General features: G+C 68.8%; 17 protein-coding genes. 7 read left to right on the top strand and 10 right to left on the bottom strand.

Annotated elements, in window-relative coordinates; translation table 11 throughout:
* Positions 1-61: 61 nt before the first annotated feature.
* Positions 62-1,108 (bottom strand): LacI family DNA-binding transcriptional regulator, encoded by a 1,047-nt coding sequence (locus H9L09_RS17870; RefSeq protein WP_187578171.1) that lies wholly within the window; start codon positions 1,106-1,108, stop codon positions 62-64.
* A gap of 274 nt (positions 1,109-1,382) precedes the next feature.
* Between H9L09_RS17870 and H9L09_RS17865 the strand changes: the two genes are divergently transcribed.
* A complete protein-coding gene (locus tag H9L09_RS17865; protein ID WP_187578170.1) occupies positions 1,383-3,248 on the top strand; it encodes an amylo-alpha-1,6-glucosidase in 1,866 nt (621 codons plus the stop codon).
* Between the two features lie 53 nt (positions 3,249-3,301).
* On the opposite strand, the gene H9L09_RS17860 is transcribed toward H9L09_RS17865, so the two are convergent.
* Both H9L09_RS17860 and H9L09_RS17855 read right to left on the bottom strand, forming a co-directional pair.
* The gene (locus H9L09_RS17860) at positions 3,302-4,636 is read right to left on the bottom strand and encodes an HNH endonuclease signature motif containing protein (RefSeq protein ID WP_187578169.1); all 1,335 of its coding nucleotides are present in this window, start codon (positions 4,634-4,636) and stop codon (positions 3,302-3,304) included.
* Between the two features lie 335 nt (positions 4,637-4,971).
* Positions 4,972-6,150 carry a M14 family zinc carboxypeptidase gene (locus tag H9L09_RS17855; RefSeq protein WP_187578168.1) on the bottom strand — a complete coding sequence of 393 codons (1,179 nt, stop codon included), beginning with the start codon at positions 6,148-6,150 and terminating at the stop codon, positions 4,972-4,974.
* 324 nt (positions 6,151-6,474) lie between these two features.
* On the opposite strand from H9L09_RS17855, the gene H9L09_RS17850 reads away from it, so the two are divergent.
* Positions 6,475-6,732: a PspC domain-containing protein gene (locus tag H9L09_RS17850; RefSeq protein ID WP_187578167.1), complete on the top strand. Its 258-nt coding sequence runs from the start codon at positions 6,475-6,477 to the stop codon at positions 6,730-6,732.
* Positions 6,733-6,839: 107 nt separating this feature from the next.
* Here H9L09_RS17850 and dacB read toward each other — a convergent pair whose 3' ends face one another.
* On the bottom strand, positions 6,840-8,438 hold the full coding sequence (dacB, locus tag H9L09_RS17845) for a D-alanyl-D-alanine carboxypeptidase/D-alanyl-D-alanine endopeptidase (RefSeq protein ID WP_246456093.1): 1,599 nt from the start codon (positions 8,436-8,438) through the stop codon (positions 6,840-6,842).
* A 219-nt stretch (positions 8,439-8,657) separates the two neighbouring features.
* Between dacB and H9L09_RS17840 the strand changes: the two genes are divergently transcribed.
* Positions 8,658-9,284 carry an endonuclease/exonuclease/phosphatase family protein gene (locus tag H9L09_RS17840; protein ID WP_187578166.1) on the top strand — a complete coding sequence of 209 codons (627 nt, stop codon included), beginning with the start codon at positions 8,658-8,660 and terminating at the stop codon, positions 9,282-9,284.
* Positions 9,285-9,316: 32 nt separating this feature from the next.
* Here H9L09_RS17840 and H9L09_RS17835 read toward each other — a convergent pair whose 3' ends face one another.
* The 3 genes from H9L09_RS17835 to H9L09_RS17825 form a co-directional block, all read right to left on the bottom strand.
* Positions 9,317-9,874 carry a universal stress protein gene (locus tag H9L09_RS17835; protein WP_187578165.1) on the bottom strand — a complete coding sequence of 186 codons (558 nt, stop codon included), beginning with the start codon at positions 9,872-9,874 and terminating at the stop codon, positions 9,317-9,319.
* Between the two features lie 32 nt (positions 9,875-9,906).
* Positions 9,907-11,379 (bottom strand): MFS transporter, encoded by a 1,473-nt coding sequence (locus H9L09_RS17830; RefSeq protein WP_187578164.1) that lies wholly within the window; start codon positions 11,377-11,379, stop codon positions 9,907-9,909.
* 180 nt (positions 11,380-11,559) lie between these two features.
* Complete coding sequence (locus tag H9L09_RS17825) at positions 11,560-12,267, bottom strand: NUDIX hydrolase (protein WP_187578163.1); 708 nt, start codon at positions 12,265-12,267, stop codon at positions 11,560-11,562.
* A gap of 92 nt (positions 12,268-12,359) precedes the next feature.
* On the opposite strand from H9L09_RS17825, the gene H9L09_RS17820 reads away from it, so the two are divergent.
* Complete coding sequence (locus tag H9L09_RS17820; protein ID WP_187578162.1) at positions 12,360-13,838, top strand: ADP-ribosylglycohydrolase family protein; 1,479 nt, start codon at positions 12,360-12,362, stop codon at positions 13,836-13,838.
* Positions 13,839-13,926: 88 nt separating this feature from the next.
* Here H9L09_RS17820 and H9L09_RS17815 read toward each other — a convergent pair whose 3' ends face one another.
* On the bottom strand, positions 13,927-15,048 hold the full coding sequence (locus tag H9L09_RS17815) for a hypothetical protein (protein WP_187578161.1): 1,122 nt from the start codon (positions 15,046-15,048) through the stop codon (positions 13,927-13,929).
* 242 nt (positions 15,049-15,290) lie between these two features.
* The gene (locus H9L09_RS17810) at positions 15,291-16,220 is read right to left on the bottom strand and encodes a nuclease-related domain-containing protein (RefSeq protein ID WP_187578160.1); all 930 of its coding nucleotides are present in this window, start codon (positions 16,218-16,220) and stop codon (positions 15,291-15,293) included.
* Between the two features lie 107 nt (positions 16,221-16,327).
* Here H9L09_RS17810 and H9L09_RS17805 point away from each other — a divergent pair, with 107 nt between their 5' ends.
* Positions 16,328-17,236 (top strand): phosphorothioated DNA-binding restriction endonuclease, encoded by a 909-nt coding sequence (locus H9L09_RS17805; protein ID WP_187578159.1) that lies wholly within the window; start codon positions 16,328-16,330, stop codon positions 17,234-17,236.
* 76 nt (positions 17,237-17,312) lie between these two features.
* On the opposite strand, the gene H9L09_RS17800 is transcribed toward H9L09_RS17805, so the two are convergent.
* Entirely contained in the window at positions 17,313-18,698 is a 1,386-nt protein-coding gene (locus H9L09_RS17800; RefSeq protein WP_187578158.1) for a pentapeptide repeat-containing protein, read from the bottom strand.
* Positions 18,699-19,386: 688 nt separating this feature from the next.
* Between H9L09_RS17800 and H9L09_RS17795 the strand changes: the two genes are divergently transcribed.
* Positions 19,387-19,800, top strand: coding sequence for a hypothetical protein (locus H9L09_RS17795; RefSeq protein ID WP_187578157.1), 414 nt, complete (start codon positions 19,387-19,389; stop codon positions 19,798-19,800).
* Positions 19,801-19,929: 129 nt separating this feature from the next.
* Positions 19,930-20,757 (top strand): hypothetical protein, encoded by an 828-nt coding sequence (locus H9L09_RS17790; protein WP_187578156.1) that lies wholly within the window; start codon positions 19,930-19,932, stop codon positions 20,755-20,757.
* The last annotated feature ends 246 nt before the right edge of the window (positions 20,758-21,003 follow it).

The following is a 21,003-nucleotide window of genomic DNA, read 5'->3' as shown; positions in this document are numbered from 1 at the left end:
CTTCTTCGTGGGGGGAGGTGGGGTGTCTGGGGTGAGGGCCGCGACCGGCGGCGGGGGCGGGTCAGTCCGTGGGCTCGAACAGGTGCGGATCGGGTTCGCGCTCGACCAGCGATGCGGGGATCAGCTCGTGACGCGCGGTGCGGTCCGGGTCGGGCCGGTTCGGCAGCTGTCGCAGCAGCAGGTCGACCACGTGCTGGGCGACCTGCTCGATCGGCTGGCGGACGCTGGAGAGCCCGAGCGCGGAGACCACCGGGGTGTCGTCGAAGCCGATGACGGGCGGCCCGGCGACGGCATGGGGCTCGAGCTCGCGCCAGGCGGTGACCGCGCCGAGAGCCAGCGAGTCGCTCGCACAGACCAGCGCGGTCGCGCCGCGCTCGAACAGCTCCCGCGCGCCGCGGGCGCCCTGCGGGACGCTGTCCTCGACCTCGGCGTGGAGCCGGGCCGCCACGTCGTCGAGGCCGGCGGCGGCGAGGGTGCGGCGCCACCCGTCACGTCGGTCGTCGCCGACTCCAGAGCCGCCCGGCCAGCCGAGGAACCCGACGTGGCGATGGCCCTTTGCCAGCAGGAGCGCGGCGGCCTCCGCCGTACCGGCGCCGCCGTCGACGTCGACCCACGAGTGCGCCGCCTCGTGGGGGGCGCTGCTCCACGGCCTGCCGAAGGCGACAAAGGGAACGTCGTGCTCGAGCAGCCAGGCGGTCCGGGCGTCGTCGTGGTGGGTGCTGGTGAGCACGAACCCGTCGATGTCGGCGGTGCCGAGCAGGTCGTCGATCGCGTCGATCTCGCCGGCGTCGTCGGCCGCGGTGAAGAGCGTCAGGCGGTAGCTGCGTCGCTGGGCGGCCTCGGTGAGCGCGTGCAGGAACCGGTCGAGCACCGAGCCGTTGATGCCGTCGGTCGACGGGTAGAGCCGCATCGCGAGGTTGTGCGAGCTGCGGGTCCGCAGCTGCCGGCCGGCCACGTGCGGGCGGTAGCCGGACTCCTCGATTCCCTTGAGGACCCGCTCGAGGGTGACGGCGTTGACCCGCTGCGGGGCGTTGAGGGCGTTGGAGATCGTCTGGCGTGAGACCCCGAGGTCGCGGGCGAGCGAGACGAGGGTCGGTCGTTCGGCCATCGTCTGCTCCTTCCGACTCTGCTCGTGATCTGGTGCCCGGTCGATGTTGAACGTTCAAAACTTCACCCGGAATTTATGAGCCGGTCATCTGGCTCACATCGGTGAAAAAGGATTTTGAACGTTCAACGCTGTAGCGTCATCCTGTGACCCCGGACACGCGGTGTCAAGAGCCGTTGCCGCAACATGACGGCCCGGAGCCCTCGCCCGAGGGCTCGACGGCGACCGGACTGCCGACCTGACGCACCGTTCCGTCCCCCATCCAGGAGGCGCCCCCATGACCGCCACGCAGCCCTACCTCGCCCACCTGACCGGCGTCTTCCGCGCCCCCGTCCAAGCGTGGTCGCAGACCGACGGCGCGATCGGCGGAGGCGCCGAGGGCATCTACTGCGGCGACGAGCGGGTCGTCGCGTCCGCGCGGCTCGGGGTGGCCCAGCACGAGCTGCGGCACGTCTCGACCCAGGTGCGCTCTGCCACCGAGGTGAAGTTCGTGTACGTCGTCACCGCGCCCACCGAGGTGCCGGACCCGCTGCTGGTGATCGAGCGGACCCGCCGCGCGGACGTCGACACGGTCACCGAGGAGCTGCGGGTCGCGTCGGCGCTGCACGAGGACATCTCGGTCTCCCTCGAGCTGGTGCTGGGGCTCGACTCGGTGGGGATGGAGGCGATCAAGTCCGGCTACACCGCCGCGGTGGCCCCCGCCGTCGACGCACCCCGCTGGTCGTGGCGGGACGCGGACACCACCGCGGAGGTGACCGTGACCGGCGGCTCGGTGGACGCGCGCAGTGGCACGCTGGCGCTCGGCTGGGAGGTGCGCCTCTCCCCCGGCTCCGAGCAGGTCGTCGGCTGGACGCTCCGCGCGTCCGACGTCGCCGCTCCGGTCCTGGGGGTCCCTGCTCCGCCGGTGCCCACGCCGCGGCTCGACACGACCGACCAGCGGCTGCAGCGGCTGGCCGACCGGGCGTTCTCGGACCTGAACAGCCTCCGGATCGCGGACCGGTCGCTGCCGGACGACGTGTTCCTGGCCGCCGGCGCGCCCTGGTTCTACACGATGTTCGGTCGGGACTCGTTGATCGCGGCGCGGATGCTGCTGCCGGTCGACCGGTCGCTCGCCGAGGGCACGCTGCGCGCGCTCGCGGCACGTCAGGGCACCAAGGTCGATGAGGAGACGGCCGAGCAGCCCGGCAAGATCCTCCACGAGGTACGACGTACCGACGTCTCGCACGAGGGCGAACGCTTCCACCTGCCGCCGGTCTACTACGGCACCATCGACGCGACGCCGCTGTGGATCACGCTGTTGCACGACACCTGGCGCGCCGGCATGCCGGCCGGCGAGGTCGAGGCGCTGCTGGACAACCTGGAGGCGGCGCTGCGCTGGCTGGGCGACTACGGCGACTCCGACGGGGACGGGTTCCTGGAGTACCTCGACACCACCGGGCACGGCCTGGCCAACCAGGGCTGGAAGGACTCCGGTGACTCGATCCGCTGGCATGACGGCACGATCGCCGAGGGTCCGATCGCGCTGTGCGAGGTGCAGGCCTACGCCTACGAGGCGGCACTGGACGGGGCCGCGCTGCTCGACGCCTTCGGCCGCTCCGGTGGGGAGTCGTGGCGCGCCTGGGCGGCGGCGATGAAGGAGCGGTTCCGCGAGACGTTCTGGGTGTCCGACGCGCAGGGCCGCTACCCCGCGTTGGCACTCGATGCCAAGAAGCGGCCGGTCGACGGGGTGAGCTCGAACATCGGGCACCTGCTCGGCACCGGCCTCCTCGACGCCGACGAGCAGCGGGTCGTCGTAGACCGGTTGCTCGACCCGACGATGTTCTCCGGCTACGGCATCCGCACGTTGTCGACCACCAACGGCGCCTACTGGCCGCTGCGCTACCACGCCGGCTCGGTGTGGTCCCACGACACCGCGGTGGTGATCGAGGGGATGCTGCGCGACGGGTTCACCGCCGAGGCGGCGACGGTCGCGTCGGGGCTGCTGTCCGCGGCCGAGGGCTTCGACTACCGGCTGCCCGAGCTGTTCGGCGGTCAGCCGGCCGACGAGGTCTGGCCGCCGGTCCCCTACCCCGCGTCCTGTCGCCCGCAGGCCTGGGCCGCCACTTCGGTGGTGCCGGTGGCGCGCGCGCTCGACGCGTTGTAGGCGAGCCGGCCTGGCCGGCGAGCAGGGAGGGATCGGGGATCTCTCGGGACGGCCTATGTCCTCCTGGTGAAGCGGACCTTGCCGTCGGGGAGTCGGGTTTGGTCGTAGGTCTGGGGGTGGTCGGCCATGTGGTGGTGCGGGGCGCAGAACGAGATGCCTTTCGTGGCGTCGGTGGCGCCGCCCTGGTGCCAGGGGTCCTGGTGGTGGAACTCCATCCAGGCCGGTGGCCGGTCACAGTTCTCCGCCGCGCAGCCCTGGTAGCGGTGGTTGATGACGATCTTCTGGTACCGGTCGAACAGCCGCTGCTCCCGACCCAGGTCCAGCACCACCGAGTCCCCACCCAGCACCATCGGGATCAGCCCGGCCTTGCACGCCAACCGCCGTGCCTCCCCGGCCGAGATCCGGTGCCCGGTATCCAGGGTGCCGACCCCGATCCCGGAGACCAACGTGTCGTAGCCGATCGTCACCACCAGCGTGAACGGCGACCCGTTCACGCTCGGCAGATCACACAGGTGGTTCTCCAGCAGCTCGATCAGCCCCTGCCCGAGCAGCGTGGCGTGCGGCAGCTTCCGGCCGGTCGCCGGGTCCAGCCGGCCCGCCCCGAGCCGCCGTGGGCTGGTCAACGCCTCCAACGCCTTCCGCAACAGCTCCGCGTGCAGGGTGGGCAGCTTGAACCGGCCCTCGCTGGTGCCGTCGCCGTTGTCCCGCACCGAGAACCGCGCCGCAGCCCGCGCCCGCGCCTCCTCCGCCGCCAGCTTCCGTCCCTCCGCCGCATCGGCAGCCTCGGGGCAGACCACCTCGAACAACCGCTTGCCCAGCTGCCGCAACCGCGGCGCGTCGAAGCACTTCGCCTGCTCCACCAGGTGCGCCTCGGCCCGCGCCGCCGTGCCCGGCGGCAGCTCGTCGAACTCACCGGTCAACGCATCCACCGCATCGGCGACGATGCCGGCCTTCTCCGCATCGATCCACCCCGCCGCGAACGCCGCCCGCACCACCGGGAACCGCTCGTCGAGCTTCCTGGCCAGGTGCAGGTCCCGGTGCCGGGCCGCCGCCGTGGTCTTCGTCGCGTGCGCCAGCCACGCCGGCGTGCTCACCGCCCCCGACTCCGCCCCCACCTCATCGCGGTCGGCCTGCAGCAGCAGCCGCAGCTCCAGCTCCTCCAACCGCGCCCGCTGCCGCCGCAGCTCCACCAGAGCAGTCCGCTCCTCCTCCGGCGTCATCGACCACAACGGCGCACCCGACAACCGATCCAACGCCCCCGACAACGACGACACGAACCGCACCACCACCTGCCCACCCACCGGCGGCCCACCCACCGGCGGCCCGCCCGGCGGCGGCCCAGCAGACAGCGGCCCGGAAGGCGGCGGCGCAGTGGTCAACGAGGTCATGCACCCACGCTAGAAGAAGGTCAACCGCTTCCCCCGCACGAGTCTTCGAGCAGTGAACGAGCGAGGCGGGCTGCGCTCTGTGGACGAAACCCGGCCCGAAGCCACGCCGCGACCAGGAACCGCGGACAGCCCGTCCGCCGACACCCACCCCTCAGCAGCGTCACCGCTGTCCCCGGTGCTCCTACCTCGACGTCGAACGGACCTGCTTTACCCCAACGTCACGCCGTCGGCGGAGGCGGCGCGGGATGCTTGACCGCGTTGCATCCACCCGGACGCAACGCCGGGCTGGTACGTCGACGTACCGGCCCGGCGCGCGTCGCCGATCTACCGTGGGGTCACTCGTGCGGGTCGCTGACGTAGTCGCCGCGCTCGCGGATGTTCTTCACCGGCTCCAGGCTGGCGGTCTCCCACGACCCGTCGGCCACGGCCTCGAGCACTGCCTGTCCCGCGTTCGCGGCCGTCTTGGCGATGTAGCCGTTGGACTTGGCGTCGATGCCGCCGCGCAGCTCGAAGAGCACCGAAGCGGACCCGAGCAACCCGTAGGCGTTGCGCGCGATGCCGGGGGTCGACGTGCTCGGGTAGCGGGTGATGTTGGCGTAGCCGTACTGCTCCAGCTCGGTCAGCATCACCGAGACCGCCCGCTGCGAACGCTCGACGGTGTCGGCGAACTCGTCGCTGATCCCCAGCTTCGCGGCTTCCTCGTCGGCGTTCGGCCACATCGTGGAGCCGGTGATCATCTTGCCGTCCTCGTCGACGTACGTGCCTTGGTGGTGGAAGTCGATCACGAGCTCCGGCTGGCGCTCGTCCCACAGCAGCCGCATCGCGATCGCTTCGGGCACCGGGTTCAGGTTGTCGTCGCCCTCGAGGTAGGGGTGGTCGTAGGCGTTGTCACTGTAGGAGTGGTAGCGGTTGATGTCGTAGCCGCGGCCGATCGCGTAGAACGGGTCGCACGGTGCCTGGGTGCAGCGGGGGTCATAGTTCTGCCGCCAAGGCGTGGTGTCTCCGTCGGTATCGGTGACGTCGGCATCGAAGCCGTCGACGTTCACGCGCGGCACGATGGTGACGGTGAGCTGGTCGCGGATCTCCTGCGCTGCCTGGGAGTTGCCGCTGATGCTTTGGACGAGGTCGAGCATCCCCTCGGAGACCACGAACTCGTTGCCGTGCTGGTTGGCGATGTACATCACCGATGTCGGCCCGTCGCCGATGGTGACCACCGGGATGTCCCGGCCGGTGTTGCTCTGCAGCGGCGCGGCGGAGAGGTCGAACGAGCCCTGGGCGCGCTGCTCGATCTGCCCGAGCGTGCTCCACAGCTGCTCGTAGCTGTGGATCCCGGCCAGGCTGGAGCCGTTCTCTCCGGTCCAAGGCCCGTTCGGGACAGTTTGCGGGTCTGCGGCGGCGGTCGCGGCGAGGCCGGCGGGCAGGAGCGCTGCAGCCGCCACGGCGGCGGCGAACCGGCGCCGGGGGCGATGCGACGGCGGCGTGTCTGTGGTGGGTCGACGTTCGATGCTGACCATGTCGGCTCCTCGGGTTCGGGGACCGGAGCGGCCGGTGCCAGCCGCCCGTGCCCTCCTTCCTAGGGTCTGCGGCTGACCCGGCGCTACGGTCGCGGCCCCTCAGGGTTGTGAAGTGCAGGAACCTGCAGAATCTGCTCGACCCGACGACGCGTCGGCGGAGCGCCTCGGGCGACGGCATTCGCGACCACCCGACCCTGACCCGGCGACCAGGAGATCCCGGGGTGCACTCAGGGCCACGCCGGATGTCGCAACCCGCGGCAGCGGGTCACAGTGGAGGTGTCAGGGAAACGCCCTCGACACCCGAGCAGAGGAAGGGTCTCCACCATGAACGACGTCCACCAGAGCTTCGCCCGTCAGGGTCTCGTCCGCCCCCGCGACGGCCGCGTGCTGGGCGGTGTGTGCGCCGGACTGGGTCGCCGCTTCGGCATCGGCCCGTGGGCCGCCCGGCTGCTGTTCGTGCTGCTGCTGATGGTGCTGCCCGGCAGCCAGATCCTGGTCTACCCGATCCTGTGGATCCTGATGCCCTCGGAGGAGACCGTGGCCTACCCGGCCCAGCACCACGCGACGCCGTACGCATCCTGAGGTGAGAGACCGTCGGATCACCCGCCGACCGCCGCTGGGGTCACCGATGCAGCCGGGGCCGGCGACGCTCGCTGCGTCACCGGCCCCGGCTGTCGAAGGGTGTGACCTCAGCAGGCCTTGGCCCAGGAACACTCGATCCCGGCGGGACCGTAGTCGGTGCTGCGCCGCAGGCTCCGGCTGCTGACGGTCGGCGCTTCCTCCTGCTCCTCGCTCCACGAGGCGAGGGTGACGCCGAGGGCGTCCTCCGCGCTGCGCGGGGAGAGCAGGTAGTTGTTGGAGATCATCGAGAAGACCAGCTCGCGCCCGTCGGCGTTGGTGACGTAGCCCGACAGCGCGGTGACCGAAGTCATCGACCCGGTCTTGCCGTGCAGGTTGTTCGCCGCCGCGGTGTTGCGCATCCGGTTGCGGAGGGTGCCTCCGGTGAACCGGTCGGGGTTGCCGGCGATCGGCAGGGCGGCGTACCAGGCGTCGTACCAGGGCTCGGCCCGGACCGCGACGAGGAAGTCGGCGACGTGGTCGGCGCTGAGCAGGTCGAACCGGGACAGGCCCGAGCCGTCGGAGATCCGCAGGGTGGAGGTGTCCACGCCTAGGCGCTTGACGTAGTCCCGGACCACCGCGAGGCCGGCGCCCCAGCTGCCGGTGCCGGTGGCCTCCGCGCCCATGGTCTTGACGAGGGCCTCGGCGTGCATGTTGTTCGACAGCTTCAGGAACGGCGTGAGCAGCTGCTCGAGGGTCATCGAGTCGTGGCGGGCCAGCACGCGTGCGGACTCCGACACCGCACCCTCCCGCACCGTCCCGTCGACGCGGATGCCTTCCGCGGCGAGGGCGCGGGCCAGCACGTCGGCGGCGTACGCCGTCGGGTCCGGGACGGTCACCCACTCCTCGTTGGTGGAGGCGTCCACGCCGATGGTGCCGGTGATCAGCACGCGGTCGGAGGCGTGCTGCCGCTCGACCGACAGCCGGTTGCCCGAGCCGGCCGCGCCGGTGGTCGCCTGGTTGACGATGTCGACGACGCCGGTCTGCGGCTGCAGCGCCACCACCGGGCGGCTGCCGACCGTGGCGCCGGGCGAGGTGCGGACGATGACGTTGCCGGAGTCGTAGTCGGTGTCCGGGGCGACCGTCAGCGCCGAGGTGACCGCGCTGTAGTAGTAGGGCTCGTCGTCCCAGGACCACGCGGTGCCCAGCGGTACGTCGTCGAAGTACGAGTCGTCCGCGACGAGGTCGCCGTCGACCCGGGTGACGCCGGCCGCCTTGAGCTGTTTCGCGAGGTCGCGGTAGTCGTCGGCCAGCATCGTGGGGTCACCGCTGCCGCGGAGGTAGAGGTCGGACCTCAGCTTGCCGCCGCGCGGACCCTCGTCGGCGAGCAGGTCGGTGGTGAACCGGTAGTCCGGTCCCAGCGCGTCCATGGCGGCAGCCGAGGTGAACAGCTTCATGTTCGACGCCGGGTTGAGCCGCTGGTCGACCTCGTGCTCGTAGAGCGACTCCCCCGTGTCCGCGTCGCGCACCGCCACGGAGACCATGGAGCCCTTGAAGCGGGGATCGGCGAGGATCGCGTCGATCGCGGAGGTCAGCGCCGGGTCACCCGGCGCTTCGGCGGCCACGACCTGAGAAGTCTGCGTGGGCGCGGTGGAGGTCGCGGCGAAGGCGCCGGTTGCGGTGAGTGCTGCGCTGGTCAGCCCGATGGCGACTGTGGTGAGTCTTGACAAGACATCTCCCGAGAGGTCGTCCCGGGCCGAGATACCCGAGAGGCCCACATCTTCGCCATTTCCGGCTCAAAGCGCACTCTTTTCGCGTCCACGACACGGTGCGCCGATCGTCCAAGCGGGCCAGGACATTCGCCCGGACGACCGCAGCCCAGGCTGAGTCGAAGGCAGAATCGGGCAAGTCGCTGCTCTCCGACCACGGCATCGGGCACGATGCGCTGCATGCGCGTCGGCACCTGGAACCTGGCTGGCCGCTGGTCCACGGCGCACGCCGCGTTCCTGCTCGCGCTCGACTGTGAGGTCTTGCTGCTGACCGAGGTTCCTCGGGTCGCCTCGCTCTCCGGGTACGCGTCGCACGCCACCAAGGCGGACATGGCTGGTGGGCGCGCCTGGGCGGCCGTATGGTCGCGCGCCCCTTTGGAGGCGCTGGAAGACCCGCATGCCGCGAGCGCCCTGGCGGTGGTCGACGGCACGACGTACTGCTCCTCCGTGCTGCCGTGGCACACCTGCGGCGACAAACCGTGGGGCAAGGGCACTCATGCCGAGCGGATGCGCCGTGCCCTGGAGGACCTTGCGGCCGTCCTGACGCCGGCCACAGTGTGGGGCGGTGACTTCAACCAGTCACTGGAAGGTCGGGACTACGCCGGCAGCTCGGCAGGGCGAGCCACCCTCCAAGAACTGATTCGGCGGCTGGACCTCGACGTCCCGACCGCCGCGCTGTCGCACCAGATCGACGGCCATCGCAGCATCGACCACATCGCGGTGCCCGCGCACCTGGGGGTCGCCGTCGCTCGTCGCCACGCTGCCGGCTCCTTGTCGGACCACGATGCCTACACCGTCGGGCGCTGAGACTCCGACGACGTACGCCGCCGTCCGTCCGATCAGTCGGTAGGGGCGGCCGGTGGCCGGAATCCGGCTCGGCCGCTGGTGCCGGCCGAGCGCAGGGCGGCTCGTCCGAACGAGCGGGCAGACCGCGACAGCGCGGCCTCGGGTTCACCGGAGATAGACGGCGGCATCACGACGACGGGGCAGGTGGCGGCGTACACGATCCGATGGGCCAGCAGCGGTGACATCGACGGCTTCCGCGGCGCGCCGATCACCAACAGGTCCGCCTCACGGGCCTCGTTCAGAAGACCACGACGCCTGCCGCCGTGCACGACCCGAACCTCCACCCCGTGATCGTCACCCAGCACCTCGGCGACGTCATGCTCCAGCTGGGCGTGCTGCTGCGCGTGCAGGCGGTCCATGTCCTGGGGGATCCGCGACGACGAGCTGCCCGTGGGCCCGGACGGGACCAGGGGCGCCTGGTAGACGCGCACGGCGATCGTCCGGCCGCCGTTGGCCTCTGCCTGGGCGCGCGCCCAGGCGAGGGCACCGGGTGACTTCGATGACGCGCTCACGCCCACGACGACGGTGTAGGGCTTTTCTTCGTTGGTCATGCTGTCCTCGGATTCTCGTGCGTTGCGTGAGCTCAGACCGGCAGGAGGACCTTCTGGTTGCCATCCTCGTCGTACTCGGTCAACGGCGGGGCGATCTCCTCCAACGACTTGCCCTCCGCGTCGACGCCCCAGACCGCCGCCACGACGGCTCCGAGCAGCATCACGCCCGTGGCCAGGAGGTAGCCCCAGAGCATCGGGGTGCGGTCCGTGCCGTCCCCGATCAGCGCGCCGTAGAGCACGGGACCGGCAGCGCCGAAGACCTGGGCAATGGCGAAGAAGTACGAGATCGCCTGGCCGCGGACCTCCTGCGGGAAGATCTCCGAGACGGTGAGGTAGCCCGCGGAGGCCCCGGCGGAGGCGAAGAAGAACGCGACACACCAGAAGGCGGTGTGGGTGATCGCGGTCAGAGCGTCGGCCTGGAACAGGAACGCCGAGATGGCCAGCACGAGCCCGCTGATCGCGTAACAGCCGCCGATCATCTTGCGTCGCCCGATGGTGTCGAACAAGGGCCCGAGCAGCAGGGGGCCGAGGAGGTTGCCGATCGCGAAGGGGAAGAAGAACAGCGCTGCTTCTGCGGAGCTCAGACCGTAGAAGTTCTTCAGCACCAAGGCATAGGTGAAGAAGATGGCGTTGTAGAGGAAGCTCTGCGTGATCATCAGCGTCAGGCCGAGCACCGTCCGCGTCGGGTAGAGCTTGAAGAAGACGTGGAGCAGCTGCTTGGGCGTGAGCCCGGAGCCGGCCTTGATCCAGCGAGCCTCGGAGTCGTCGTGGTCGGGGAGCTGCTGTCCGGAGTCCTTGACCTGGTCCTCGATCCAGCCCACGATCTCCTCGGCCTCGTCGGAGCGACCGTGAGTGACCATCCAGCGGGGGCTCTCGGGAATGTGCCGACGCAGGTAGATGATCCCGAGACCGAGCACGGGCCCGATGAAGAAGGCGATCCGCCAGCCGATGTCCTGCGCGAAGCGGTCGGTGTCCAGGAGGATCGAGCTGGCGACGGCGCCGAGGGCTGCACCGGCCCAGTACGTACCGTTGATGGCCAGGTCCACCCGGCCGCGGTGCTTGCCGGGGATCAGCTCGTCGATGGCGGAGTTGACCGCGGAGTACTCACCGCCGATGCCCATCCCGGAGATGAAGCGGAACACCAGGAAGATCCACATGTTGGGGGCCAGCCCCGCGAGCGCCGCGCCCACCAGGTAGACGAGCAAGGTCAGGGTGAACATCTTCTTGCGACCGAGGTGGTCGGTGAGCCGACCGAACAACAACGCTCCGGCCACCTCACCCAAGAGGTAGACGGTGCCGGCCAGGCCGACATCGGCTGCGCTCATGTCCAGCGTCTTCTCGAAGCCACCGGCCGCGACGATCTGCACTTCCAGACCGTCCAGGATCCAGGCGGTGCCGAGCCCGAAAATGACCATCCAATGGAACCGCGACCACGGCATGTCGTGCATGCGGGCCGGGATCAGGCTCCGGATCGGCTTGTCCTGCGCTGCCGTTGAACTGGACATGGCACCTCTTTCTAGGCGTTCGCGAGGTGTAGATACCCAGAACAGTCCGTAATGAACATTCAAAATTTGCGAGTGCGCATTTTCCGCACTTTCGGGACGCGTCCGACGAGCTCACGCAGCGCTCCCTGCCCGCTCCTTTCGCCTCGAAATCGCTTGGTCGCGCCTCATGTCGCCCCGGACTCAGACGCTCTGCTCGAGGTTCAGAGGCGGGTAGATCCGCTCAGCCCGTCCCCGTCGGTAGAGCTGTGCCGGCCGCCCTGGCCCGCCCTCAGACGTACGCCCCGTCTCCACGAGGAAGCCCTCCGCCTTCGTGACCTTCCGATGGAAGTTCGCCGGGTCGAGCCGCACGCCCCAGATCGCCTCGTACACCCCACGGAGATCGGCGATCGTGAACTCCGGCCGGCAGAACGTCGTCGCGAGCGGTGAGTACTCCAGCCGCCCGCGCGTCCGACGGACCGCGTCGCGGAGGATCTCGTGGTGGTCGAACGCCAGCGAGCGCGGTCGTCGGGGACGCAGGAAGTCCGCGACGGCGTACCAGTCCGCCGCTGCCGCGTCGGAGCCGCCGCGGGCGTCGCCCATGTCCGGCGCCACGGCCAGGTAGGCGACGCTGACCGTGCGACCGCGCGGGTCCCGGTCGGGTTGCCCGTACGTCTTCAGCTGCTCGAGGAACGGCGGCGCGTCGACGTTCGTCTCCTCGAGGAGCTCCCGACGGGCTGCGTCCTCGAGGTCCTCGTTGACCCCGACGAAGCCGCCCGGGAATGCGAGCTCGCCTTCGAACGGCTCGCCGCCCCGCTCCACGAGCAGGACCTGCAGCTCGCCGTCGCGGACGGTCAGGCAGACGACGTCCACGGTGACGGAGAAGATCGGATACCCGCTGGTGTAGACCACGCAGTCAGATTATTGGTCGAAGTGACCATAAGCAACCCCGATCTGGTATTCTTGTCGTTCTGACCACAACGACGTCGACGGGGGTAGCGCGAATGAGACTGACCAGCGACCAGATGGACCGGGCGTGCGGGGTGCTGCTCGGACAGGCCTGCGGAGACGCCCTCGGAGTGCCGTACGAGTTCAGCACTCCCCCGGCCGCCCGGGAGCTCGCGGCGATGAAGGGCGGCGGGCTCGGGGACTACGCCCCCGGCGAGTGGAGCGACGACACCCAGATGGCGGCGTGCATCGCGCTGGTGAGCTCCACCGGTGCCGACCTGACCAGCATCGGGGCGCTCGATGAGGTCGCCGGCGGTTTCCTCCGCTGGCGCTCGGAGGGAGCCTCCGACATCGGCATCCAGACCAGCGCGGTCCTCGGCGCGGCCGGTGGCGGAAGGGACGGTGCGGGGGCGAGGGTGGCGCGGGCCGCCCAGGGGTACGCCGCTCGCAACCCCCGCAGCGCCGGCAGCGGAGCCCTGATGCGTACGTCGATCGTCGGTCTCACCCGCCTCCAGGACCGGGACGCCACGGCGACGGCGGCCCGGCTGGTCGCCGAGCTCACCCACGCCGACCCGCTGGCCGGCGACTCGGCGCTGCTGTGGAGCGAGGCCGTCCGCGTCGCTGTCGTCGAGAGGCGCCTGGATCTCAAGGGTGGGCTCGACCTCATCCCCGAGGAACGACGCGACCAGTGGGCAACCTGGATCGACGACGCCGAGACCCAGCCGATGGGCACGTTCAACCCGAACGGCTTCACGGTCACCGCGCTCCAGGCCGCCTGGGCCGCCATCACGCAGACCCCCGTTCCGCAGGACGCTCCGCAGCGGGCGTCGTACTCCTGCCTGCACCTGCAGCACGCCCTCCACAACGCCGTCCGGATCGGCAACGACACCGACACCGTCGCCGCGATCGCGGGCGGTCTGCTCGGCGCCTACTGGGGACAGTCCGCAGTCCCCCTCTCCTGGGTGCGCCGCGTCCACGGCTGGCCCGGTCTCCGCGCCCGCGACCTGGTCCGCCTCTCGGTCCTGACCGCCACCGGCGGTCGCAGCGACAACAGCGGCTGGCCAGCGGGCGAACGCTTCGAGTACGGGTACGCCTCCCGGCCCGCCGTGGCGCACCCGGTCGACGACGGGGTCTACCTCGGCACGGAGCACACCAGCGACCATGACGCGACCGCCATCGTGTCGCTGTTCCGGCGCGGCCGGCTCGACGTACCTTTCCAGGGCATCGCGGCCGAGAACCACATCGAGGTCCGGCTCCTGGACCTCGAGGACCCGGCGGCGAATCCCAACCTCGCGTTCACGCTCGCCGACACCGCTGCGGTCATAGACGAGCTGCGCGGCGAGGGACACCGGGTCCTGGTCCACTGCGTGCAGGCGCAGCAGCGCACACCCTCCGTCGCCGTGGCCTACGCGATCCGCCGCGGCGCCACCCACACCGAAGCTCGACGGATGGTCGCCGAGGCACTCCCCCACAGTCGCCGCCACGGCAGACTGTGGGACTTCGCGGCCGGACACCCGCAGGGGGAACGACCTTGATGGAGGAGTCGACCTGGCACGGGGTGCTCGATCCCGCTGAGCTCACGATCGAGTACGTCGCGCGGGCGCACCAGTTCTCTGGCCGCCCTCAGGCGGACTCCACCCCTTCCGGCGACGAGCAGTCCCGCTGGGATCGTGCCAGCTCTAGGCACCGACTTCGTGCGGGTTCGCGCAGCACGCCGGCCAGTGCCCTCCAGGCCGGGACGTCACTGAACCCGCCGAAGTGTTCACGTGCCTCCTCACACACTCCCGGTTCGAGCAGCAATGCCTCGGCGTAGTGTCGAACCGCGCCGAGGTGCTCCGGCGAGTGCTCGGCGACCCACAGCACCCTCGGCAGCACCGCCAGCGCGACATCCGCGTAGTCGATGAGTCCGTCGGTCGTCGGGATCCGGTCGATGTCATCGGTCTCCAGCAGTCCCAGCCAGGACCGGTCGGCGATGTCGAACGCCATCGAGGTGTCGTCGTCCAGGTAGGAGAACATCATCGGCAACGCGCCGGTTGCCGCCTGCTCAGCAACGACCTCCAGCCAGGTTGCGGGATTCGCTGCCACCTTCCGCGCGGTCATGGGGTCGACCCGGAGCGGCCGCCACTCGAACATCCTTCCTGGCGGTGTCCTCGTGGGCACCAACCGGCCCAGGAGGTGGGTGCCCGGTGCGTGCTCCATGGCAAGCCCGAGATCGAGGATCTCGACCGGCTGTCCGTCGGCGAGGTCAGTCAGCATCAGCGATCCGCCGGCGGAGTCGGACTCGAGGCGATAGCCGCCCATCGGCGCAGATACCCACGCAGCAGGTTGATCGGCGTGCTCGAGCAGCCGGGGTCCGGCGAGCTCGTCGACCAGGTGACCCAGACCGCCGGACTCGTAGACGATGAGCTGGCGGGTCACCCAGTCCCGTTCGTAGAGCGAGGCCACGAACACGTCGAGCGACAGGACATCGCTGTGCGACAGGTCGATTCCGTGGGGGTAGGCCACCTTCAGCGCGGTCTCGAGGGCGGGGTCCGGACCGGTCGACTCGCTGCCGGTCCACAGCGGACGCCGGGCCTGCACCGTCAGCCAGCGCGCCCACAGCCATCCGGGCGCGTCATCTCCGACCTCCGCCAGCAGCCGGAGCCGGCGGTGGTGCATCGAGCCGGTGAAGCGCGCGATCGACTCGTAGTGACGGAGCGCGGTCTGTGGATCGCCCTGCAGCTCCGCGTCGGCAGCCGCCCTCATGTTGCCGCGGTCTGTGAGTGTGAGGCTGGCAAAGGCGCCGGCGACCGTCCCCCGTGGGAGAGCTCGTGACTCGTCGTACCGGCGACGACGTTGATGCCGGCGAGCGGCGGCGGACTGGTTGCGGGTGCGACGGCTGCGTGACTGCGGCATGGGTCGACCTGACCTCATCCGAGGTCAGCGGGCCACCGGCAATTCGCCAGTTGTGGATAACCGGCCACCGGGCCGGCACCTACACGGATTCCTTACGGGGTGGCACATTCGTTGACCGCAGGTGGCGCGGTGGTGGACTCACGCGCCTGCCTGCGCTCCTGGGCACGCGACTTCGCCCGCTCCTTCACCTTCCTTGGCTGAGCACTTGCTTCCCCCGACCGGGCGCGGGGGTCGAGGCTCTCTGAGCACGACGGCGTGCCGACGTTCTTGGTGAGCTGCTCGGCCAGGGCGCCGCCGATGCCCGTCGCGACCTGGGGCCCGACGCCGACGAACGCGATGAGCATCGCAACGCCGACAAGGAAGCGGCTGAGCGACGGTCCCCCGCTCCTGCGCGAACGTGGTCGCGCCGACTGCCTCGACATCGTCACGCGGTCCTGGAAGGTGAAGCCCTTCGACGGTCCGGCCGGCCGAGCCGCCGTACGACGAAGCCCGATGTCGAGCTGACCATGCAGGTAGCTGACATGCTCGGGAGTGAAGACAACAGGTCGGCTGGTCAGCATGCCGACCAGGTTCGCGGTCGAGCACACCATCACCTCTCGGCACCAGCCGGAGAGGTGATCCTGCCCGACGAAGCACAGCACCGGATGCACCCAGGCCGCGTAGGGACTGATCAGCTCCGACACCGCAAGTGCGGCGTCAGCCGCACCGGCCACGGCCTTCTCCCGCGAGTATCCGTTCTGGCGGAGGTGCCCGCCGTCGAGGCTGATCCGGCCGGTCCAGTTCTTGGAGTCGATGACGAACACGCCGCCAGGACCGATCAGCACGTGGTCGACATTCGCGAGCCGGCGTCCCGGCCAACGCACGTCGTGCAGTGAGATCCAGCCCGGAGGCAGTGTCGCCAGGATGGCGGCCGTCGCAACCTCACCGTCCGCGCCCTGCTCGAACAGCTCGGCCCGCTTGTTGAGCCGCTCCGCCTTCTCCCGTGCACGGCGCGCCACCTCGCGCGCTGACTCCCCCGCCATGACTCTCCTCCCGTTCGCCGGTCAGGCTAGGCGGACTTCGCGACACCGTCAGCAGAACGAGCAGCACCCCGCGAGAAGCAACTCCCCCATGATGAATGATCGGTCGCATGACGAACCTGACCGACCAGGAGGTCGTGGACCGGCTGACCTCCTTTCGTCAGTACATCCACGACGGGCAGCGCGTTCCGCACAAGCCGCTGCTCGTGCTGCTCGCCCTCGGCCACCTCGAGCGCGAGGGCACCAGCGCCATCTCCTGGTCGTTGGCCGAGCAGCAGCTCGCCGACCTGATCTCGGAGTTCGGGCCGCCGTCGAGGACCGGCCGGCCACAGTCGGCGGCGTACCCGTTCACGCGCCTGCGTCGCGACGGCATCTGGACTCTCGATCGCGACGTGCCCGACGACAACCTCGGTCCGCTGCGGGACAGTGACGTCACCGGCCGGCTGGGCAGCGAACTGGAGGCTGCCCTCCGCGAGCGGCCGTCGCTGATCTCCGCTGCCGCCCGCCGCTTGGTCGAGGCGCAGTTCCCGATGACCGTCGCCCCCGACGTCCTCTCCGCGGTCGGCCTCGACCCGGAGTACACCCTCGGTTTGACGTCGGACGTGACCGACCAGGCCCTGCGACGGCGACGAAGCTCCGCATGGAGACAGGCCGTCCTGGACGCCTGGGACCGCCAGTGCGCGTTCTGCGGGTACGACGGGCAGCTCGGCGGCGCGATCGTGGGGATCGAAGCCGCCCACGTCCGCTGGTTCAACCTCGGCGGACCCGACGTCCCGGACAACGGGCTCGCGTTGTGCGCCCTGCACCACAAGCTCCTCGACCGCGGCGCCCTCGGGCTCGACGTCGGTTACCGGATCCAGGTCTCCAACGCTTTCTCCGCGCGCACCGACACCGGCAAAGTCGTCTACGAGCTCCACGGCCGGGAGCTTCGTGCACGACCGGGCACAGCACTACCCAAGCCCGAGTACGTGCACTGGCATACCACGCAGGTCTTCAAGGGCCTCGCCCTCACGGCATAGCCAGGGCACCGCAGGGCGCTGCACACCGCCCAGAATGACGCGGCACCGAACAGCCCAGACTGTGTCACCGCGCTGATTAGTCTCGCGCGGAGGGCTGCGGCTCGGACTGGGGCCATCGCGTGGGCAAGACGTCCCCGAGCCATGGTCCCTGAGGCCAGGGTCCTTGGCCACGCGCTTTGGCAAAAGTGACGCCGCCCCCTTCGAATCGTGCGCCGAGGAAGGACAAAGTGCCTCCGTTGAAGGTTGCCCCGTTGCAGATGATCCACATGGAGAACGAGATCTCAGTTTCGTGGAACGTCACGCTTCCGGCCATGAACGCCGCGTCCGAGAACGAGACCTCACCGCACTCAAACCTGGCCCGATTAAATGAGACGCGCGCGCCCTCGAACGTGGTGCCGACGAAGACCAGCCTGCCTGACGCCAGCTTCGCTCGGTTGAACGATAGTTTCCCTCCGCGGAGTTTTGCATTGCTTAGGGACACCACGCCGCCGGTGAGCGTCGAGCGCCTGAAGGTCAATTCACCGCCATCAAGGATGGCCCCACTGAAAGAGACACGACCGCCTGCGAAGGCAGCGCCGATAAAAGCGACCTGAGCGCTGGAGAACACCGCTCGATCAAACGAAACGTCACCTGCAGCCAAACTGGCGTCGCGAAATGAGACACTCGAACAAGCGAAGTGGGCTCCGTCGAAAGTAACTAGCCCTTCGGCAAAGGTTGCCCCCCGGAAAGACAGGGACTGTCCACTAAAGCGAGCGTCACTGAAGTCGAAGAATCCGTCGAAATGAACACCACTGAAGTCGAAGTCGAGCTCCGACCATGAGATTGGCGCCTCCGGTCGGACGTGCCTTACCAGGACTCGAATGATCGTGCGCCGGATCTCAGCATCCCGAACGAAGCCGAGTGCTGCAGGTTCGCCGTCGGGCGGGACGACTCCGACTTCAGTTCGTCCGGGGTCTTCACGCTGGCCGCCTCCACCCAGTTCCGGCAGTCGCATGTAGGCGCAAAGAACGTCCACGCACGCCTGCGCTTCGTGGCGATCCAGCGCATTGCCTTCAGCGCGTATTAGCCATTCGTCGGCAAGATTTGCCATGGCGTAAACGCCAGCAACCCTTACAGCTAGCGCCCCGTCTCCAAGCTGACCCGCAGCGATGGTGAATCTATCCCGGAGGCGGGAGACGACTTCGCGCTCGTGATCGCGCCGGTCCCGTGCAATGACGTCTTTATGCTGTCTCTGGGCGAGATCGAACTGATCCTCGCCCAAGCGTTGACGACGGTACGCGAGCGCGCCGCCGATTGCGATGCCCATCACGCCGAGAAGAGTGACGGCGGCGCGCACAATCTCGAACACAGCGCCATTACCTGTGAACTTCTCGTCTCTCAACCAACTTGCATTCCCTGTCTTCAGCCAACCTAGGACCCAGGCAGCGACTACGGCCAATAGAAGCGAGGTCAAACCGGTCACGACGACGATGCGAGCCGTCGCCCAACTCGTCCCTGTGCTTGATGGCGACTCAGGCTGCCGCTGCTCGGAAGACGTAGGCACGTTCACTCTCGCAGTGTGCCGTATAGGGCCGACAAGAACGGCGTTGCGACTACTGACCTTCATATCGGCCAAGTCTTCGTTGCCCGACGAGAGAGCCCCGTCGAAGTCAGAGTGGCGGTAACCGGCTGCGCGTGTAGTTCCCATCCCGAGGGGCCAGCGGGTGCTCGAGAGGGTGAGTCACTTCGCCGCGTGCCTGACACGGATCCGCGTGGTGGACGCCGCAGCCCGGTTAGTCCCACCGAGCGAAGCAACGGCGGTCACAGGGGACCGATCGCGAGACGCTCGTCGGTCCTTGATGGCAGGCTGCGCTTATGGCCATTCATCCCGATCTGGCGACCAGATCCGAAGGGTCGCGGCACCTCGTTCAAATCGTTGCGGGTAGGACTGGTGGCGTCGTCCGACACGCACACCTCTGCGAGGGCTCGGTCGTTCGAGCCACGTTCCACGGTTTCACTGCGCGCCACGCATTCAACAGAGCAGTCAGGCGCCTCGCGAGTGAAACGGGCGTTGGTCTGTGCTGAGGTTTCGTCTTCTTCTAGGGGCCGCGGCTCCCGGCGTTCTTCTCGCCGCGCTCCGACTGAGCGACGGTCGGCCTGTCGTCGCGATCGTGCTCGTCGGCGCGGGCGTGTCCTCGATCGGCAGCATGATCCTTCTTCTCAGGGCACGAGGCACGACGAATGAACAGCCCTACGAGCTCATAGCCGTCGACGACGAGAGCGCTCAGGTACCCGCCTATCTTTTGGCGTTTGTCTTTCCGTTCGTATTCGTCACGGGGGCGGACTGGCGAGACGCCGTCGCGTATGGGGCGTTCGCCGTGCTCGTCGGTCTGCTTGTTCTGCGAACTGATCTCGTCCTCGTTCAACCGGTACTGCTCGCCGCCGGTTACCACCTGTACAAAGTGCAGACGACTTCTGGCTTTGGCGGAATAATGCTTTCCTCCGTCCGTCCGCAGGCCGGGCAGACAATCCATGCGGTGCGGCTTTCGGCGACGGCCCTGAAGCTCACCATCGTCCAGCCATAGGGGGCCATCATCCCGACCGATACGACAACGGACCTCTCAGCGATCGATCCGAGCGACGATCTCACCCTGAGTGTCGGCTGGCGCTCAGGACCCAAGATGAGACTTTGTCAGGTGCTTCTTGGATCCGAGGTGGCCGCGACCTTCCGAGAAGTGATCGCCGACACTCTGGACGACATGTCCCAACGGGAGAACGAACCCTGGACGCCAGAAGCCGATCAGTCGTCCGAAACGTTTCTGACGCTTCACCAAGACCTACTCGGGTCGGCGCCGGTTCTCGCTTCAGATCTGACGCAGCCGACCTTCGCTGAAGCGCTGTTGACTGCCGAAGGCCTACCGGTCCTAACGCCTCAAAGCATCCCTGCAGCCAACCTAGAGTTGTATGCGCTCACGATCGGAAACACGCCAGGATCTCGAGCAGCGTTCGTTCGACGAGCCAATCCTCGTCGAGGCTTGCGCGCAGGGCGGTTGTTGACCAGCCTGAGTGACACACTCACGAGGATCGACGAGCCCGTCTTCGGGTTCGACCTCAACATCGACCTCATCTTCGTGGGCGAGCGAGTGCATGTCCTTTCGCAGAGCACGTTTCGAGCGTTGTTCCGCGACCAAGAGGCGTTGACCGCGCAGGTACCGGCCTGGACGGGTGACCTCGCTGGACACCTACCCATATCGCAGGCTGGCCTTGACCGGCTCGCCGCGAAGGCCCTGCGCGATCGACGAATAGCTAGTCGCTTGGAAACGATCGTTAATCGAGGACACCTCGATGGGATCACGTCGGACAGGATCAGGGAGACCATGACTCAGGTCGGCCTTGATCCGGACGTGCTCTTGACTGACGCCGGAGAGCTCGAGTTCGCAGACGAGCACATCCCAACGGTCTTGCAGTTCCTGAACGAGGACCTCTTCTACGGTGCTATCACGAACGTTGGTTTCCGCGCGGACAAGAAGGCGGCGCGCTGACCTGCTGTCTCGCGGCCGCTCCGCTGCCAGATCTCCTTGCCCGTGCCACCGACTGACCTGCTCGCTGTTGAGTTCCGGACACCAACTGCGGCGCTCGGTGCGGACGCAAACCGCCGCGTTCCAACCGCGTCGCGTCTTGTCGCCGCGAATTGGCGGACCACCGATCCCTCCTCCGGGCTGGAGCGGAGAAGATTCAGGCGAATACCCACCTCTTATCGAAGGTGTGGGTAGCGTCCGGTTGGACTT

Source organism: Nocardioides mesophilus (assembly GCF_014395785.1).
In the GTDB taxonomy this organism is placed as follows: domain Bacteria; phylum Actinomycetota; class Actinomycetes; order Propionibacteriales; family Nocardioidaceae; genus Nocardioides_B; species Nocardioides_B mesophilus.
Note: the sequence above shows the minus strand (reverse complement) of the source record. Positions and strands in the feature narration are given on the sequence as shown.

Excerpts from the sequence above, each read along its gene's own strand:
- H9L09_RS17840 (WP_187578166.1), top strand. The coding sequence starts at position 8,658 with ATGCGCGTCGGCACCTGGAACCTGGCTGGCCGCTGGTCCACGGCGCAC.
- H9L09_RS17835 (WP_187578165.1), bottom strand. The coding sequence starts at position 9,874 with ATGACCAACGAAGAAAAGCCCTACACCGTCGTCGTGGGCGTGAGCGCG.
- H9L09_RS17815 (WP_187578161.1), bottom strand. The coding sequence starts at position 15,048 with ATGAGGGCGGCTGCCGACGCGGAGCTGCAGGGCGATCCACAGACCGCG.
- H9L09_RS17850 (WP_187578167.1), top strand. The coding sequence starts at position 6,475 with ATGAACGACGTCCACCAGAGCTTCGCCCGTCAGGGTCTCGTCCGCCCC.
- H9L09_RS17870 (WP_187578171.1), bottom strand. The coding sequence starts at position 1,108 with ATGGCCGAACGACCGACCCTCGTCTCGCTCGCCCGCGACCTCGGGGTC.
- H9L09_RS17860 (WP_187578169.1), bottom strand. The coding sequence starts at position 4,636 with ATGACCTCGTTGACCACTGCGCCGCCGCCTTCCGGGCCGCTGTCTGCT.
- H9L09_RS17855 (WP_187578168.1), bottom strand. The coding sequence starts at position 6,150 with ATGGTCAGCATCGAACGTCGACCCACCACAGACACGCCGCCGTCGCAT.
- H9L09_RS17820 (WP_187578162.1), top strand. The coding sequence starts at position 12,360 with ATGAGACTGACCAGCGACCAGATGGACCGGGCGTGCGGGGTGCTGCTC.
- H9L09_RS17805 (WP_187578159.1), top strand. The coding sequence starts at position 16,328 with ATGACGAACCTGACCGACCAGGAGGTCGTGGACCGGCTGACCTCCTTT.
- H9L09_RS17830 (WP_187578164.1), bottom strand. The coding sequence starts at position 11,379 with ATGTCCAGTTCAACGGCAGCGCAGGACAAGCCGATCCGGAGCCTGATC.
- H9L09_RS17810 (WP_187578160.1), bottom strand. The coding sequence starts at position 16,220 with ATGGCGGGGGAGTCAGCGCGCGAGGTGGCGCGCCGTGCACGGGAGAAG.
- H9L09_RS17865 (WP_187578170.1), top strand. The coding sequence starts at position 1,383 with ATGACCGCCACGCAGCCCTACCTCGCCCACCTGACCGGCGTCTTCCGC.